The organism is Delftia sp. ZNC0008, assembly GCF_000799035.1.
GTDB classification, from domain to species: domain Bacteria; phylum Pseudomonadota; class Gammaproteobacteria; order Burkholderiales; family Burkholderiaceae_C; genus Comamonas; species Comamonas tsuruhatensis.
Map to the genome: position 1 here is coordinate 1 of NZ_JTKZ01000856.1, position 1,082 is coordinate 1,082.

Sequence of the window (1,082 nt, forward strand, 5' to 3'; positions counted from 1 at the left end):
GATATGCCTTATTGGGACAAGCGGGAGTATCGATCGCTGCAAGGGGAGAAGGCGGTTTATGAGTTTCTGACGGCGTATGGAACTAGGCCGGCGGTGAGCTTTAAAGAGATAGAGAAAGTGCTGGAGAGATTCAATGCCACGCGGGAGAGTGGGAGCAATTCTCCAGATAAATTTGATTTGCTACAAAACCATCTAAATAAATGGATTAATGAGGGAAAATTGAATTTAACGAAAAACAATAAAAGTCAGATCAAAATAACAAAAATAGATTTGAAAGATAAAAATTCAGAGGAATATGACTTTGAGAAAGCAGAAAACAATAGAGAGATCTTTCTTGGTGGTCTAGTGGGTAGGGAGAAAGACTATCCAGGTGTGTGTTTGCCAAGGAGTTTGTTATGCAAACCCGTATAGTGTGCATTTTAATAATATTTGTGCTGCTAGCTTTTTGGCGGACTGGGCATGCAGAAAAACAGCAATCGGAAAAATGGACAGAGAGCCAACATCCTCCTGTTGACGCAAAACTTCCACCCATATGGTGCAAGGCTGTGAAATATAGAGGTCAGAGAGTTCCAATATCAGAGTCAATCAAAGGTTCTGGTAAGCACTGCGTTGTTCATGATTTCGTTCAGCGAAAATCTCGCGACCTCATATCTGGTAGACAAAGAGGGTCTCCAATAAATGATGCTGGAACCGGAAATATATTAACGTTCTTCGAAAGCAGCAATGTGGACCTGGACTTGCAAAATCATCTCGTATCGGGATCGCCTTTTGAAGATACTCGTGGCATTGGAACTAAGGGGATTGAATTATGCTTTCTAAAGGTTCATAATGGAAAGATTGAAACACCTGGAAGATTGGGAATAAGCATAGAAATGGCTTCTGGAGATTCAAATATTAGAAAAAGAATAGAAATGATGAAGGAAGATATTTCAATAATTATTAAAACAAATTGGAATGGCGAGAACCAGAACTTCAACGAAATCCCCTGGGACTACTCTCCACCCACCTTCTACACAGCAGAAAACCTCCAAATCAAATCCGGCGGCCGCGCCATCATCATGGCGGGCTCCGACAACGTGGTG

At 41.7% G+C, this 1,082-nt stretch carries 1 protein-coding gene and 1 pseudogene; both read left to right on the top strand.

What is annotated here, in order from left to right; translation table 11 throughout:
- The coding region (locus L995_RS34050) for a hypothetical protein (protein WP_197065198.1) at positions 1–411 on the top strand (411 nt) is incomplete at its 5' end.
- Positions 396–1,082, top strand: a pseudogene (locus tag L995_RS34530) (hypothetical protein); the annotation flags it as partial. The gene L995_RS34050 and the pseudogene L995_RS34530, both read left to right, overlap by 16 nt.